This is a genomic window from Acinetobacter sp. YH18001, from assembly GCF_013416975.1.
In the GTDB taxonomy this organism is placed as follows: domain Bacteria; phylum Pseudomonadota; class Gammaproteobacteria; order Pseudomonadales; family Moraxellaceae; genus Acinetobacter; species Acinetobacter pseudolwoffii.
In genome coordinates, this window is sequence record NZ_VPEU01000106.1 from 1 (window position 1) to 2,263 (window position 2,263).

Genomic DNA, 2,263 nt, shown 5'->3' on the forward strand with positions numbered 1-2,263 from the left:
ACCAATGTCACTAACTTCGGTGCATTTGTCGATGTCGGTGTGCATCAAGACGGTTTGGTACATATTTCAGAAAAATAGCCCAAGCCTTTGCTTTTTAAAACTGCTGTTTTACAAAGCAAAGGCTTGGGAGTCCGCCAATATGATTATTTTTAGATTTTAATGAGATACCAAAAAATGGAGAAGATAAATTAATTAGCTTAGGTAAACCTTCTATAAGTATGCAGCATAGATTTTGAGCTAAACACGCATCCTTGTATGTAGGTAAAATACAGGGATTTTTCGGCTAAAATTTTGAAAAAATTAAGCCAGCATTCAATTTTAAAATATCACTAAAAAATGAATAAAAAATTCTAATTTGGTTTGACCAAAGAAAAAGATACCCATATGATAATTACGTTACAGCAAAATCTGTAATCGGGCGTGGAAACCCGTATCTCAACGTACTAAAGAGTCACTTTTAGTGGCTCTTTTGTGTCTGCATGGCAATGCTTTATGGCAGGCCAAGTAGGGCAGTCTATGACTGGCCGTTTCGTTGAGCGGTATTTCCACCCCTATTTGGTTTGCCACCATCTCGTGGAAAAGATGTTGGCAAATTTCACATTGATCAACGAGATTACAATATGAAAAATATCATCTTAAAAGTACCCATTTCTCTTAGGTTTCTTTTGTTAGCGCTGACCGGATATTGACGGTCATTTAATTCATCGCTTTAACTAAATTGAACTATATGCACTTTCAAATTTCGTGCTTTAGCGAATATAGGAAAGTGCTGCCTGGAGAAAACAAAAAATGGGCCAAACTCGATTACTGACGAATATCATTCAGCGTAAAGTCATGTTGCCAGAAGAAATGTCGCCTTCAATGCAGCGTGATAATTTTGAAGTGGCACTGACTGATTTTGAAAAGCATGCCATCATCAAATGTTTATTTAAAGCGGATAACCAGCGTTCTACTGAATGTTGGAGTGTGCAGGAAATTGCAAACTTTATTGAGAATTGTACAGAAGATCAAAATATCAATTTGTGTATCTTGTATTGGAAAGATATACACGGCAACATCTATATTATCGATGGGGCGCATCGTCTTTCGAGTATTTATGCTTGGGTCAAGAGATATTTTGCAGATGAACAAGCCACTCAAGCGCCTAATTTTAGCGATCAACAAAAAGAAGATATTCGTGACCTGCGAAATCATTTAGGAGATCTAGCTGACTTCCAAAAAATTTGTATTGATCCTAAATTTGCAGAACAAAAATCTAAATTAGACGATATTAAAATCAGTTTCCGGCAAGTGCTTGGTACTCCAGAAGACGCAAGACGCGTATTCCAATCGATTAATTCAGATACTAAACGCCTAGATAAATATGAGGAATATCATCTAAGAAGTCGGGGAAGTGATGCATATTATGCGATCTATGCCTGTTGTTATATCAATGACAATAAATCCAATTTAGAAGAGCTTCAATATACACGTTTAAATTCGCTGATCGAGTTGGGGGAGAAGATCCATCAGCTGCTTTTCTCTACCATATTATTAGATACTGAAATGAGTCATGGCAAAAAAATTGGCTTGGTCAATGAGCTCATGAATATCATCGCGGGTGATCAGATTCATAATATCATGAGCCTGAATCAGGGTGAACGCGTTGAAAAGATCATGTCACATCTGTTTACGGTCCTTTGCAGAATGGCCACTCCTGTAAAAAATACTGGGGTTCCGAGTTTGGGCTTACATCCGTTCTTATATTTTTATAAGGACCAGCGTTTTCAGATTACTTCCTTTCTGGCATGGTTTGCTATTGTGTTTGAAATTCATGAAAGCCTGATGCAGATTCACCATCGAACCATTAGCTTTAAAGAGTTTACACGTGTCCGCCGTAGTATTGAGTTCTTGATTGCCAATTTTCCAGTGGCGACCACTGAAACGGTCGGTAAGTTCGGCAGTGGGATTAAAGGCTATGATCGGCTACAAATCGTTTATAAAGCCTTTATCTGTTTAAGCCTGGAAATGGATGTCGATTTTGAAGATGAAGAATGCCTGAACACCTTTATTTTGTCGATGTCAAAGGCTTTCAAGTACATCAACTTTAATGAGTTTTATTCTGAAAGATTTTTGGGTAATTATGATGATGGGGTTGTACATAGGCTGACAGATTCAATTTCTGATTGCGCAGCAGTTTTAAGATCAACCATACCGTCAGATACAACACTGCACATAACACAATAATCGCGCCAATTACCCAGGCAGTCAGGAGCAGATTTTC

At 37.8% G+C, this 2,263-nt stretch carries 2 pseudogenes; both read left to right on the forward strand.

The window, feature by feature from the left end:
- Positions 1-72 (forward strand): annotated as a pseudogene (locus FTV48_RS15270) (S1 RNA-binding domain-containing protein); the annotation flags it as partial.
- A gap of 717 nt (positions 73-789) precedes the next feature.
- A pseudogene (locus tag FTV48_RS14485) lies at positions 790-2,187 on the forward strand (HNH endonuclease); the annotation flags it as partial.
- Positions 2,188-2,263: the final 76 nt, after the last annotated feature.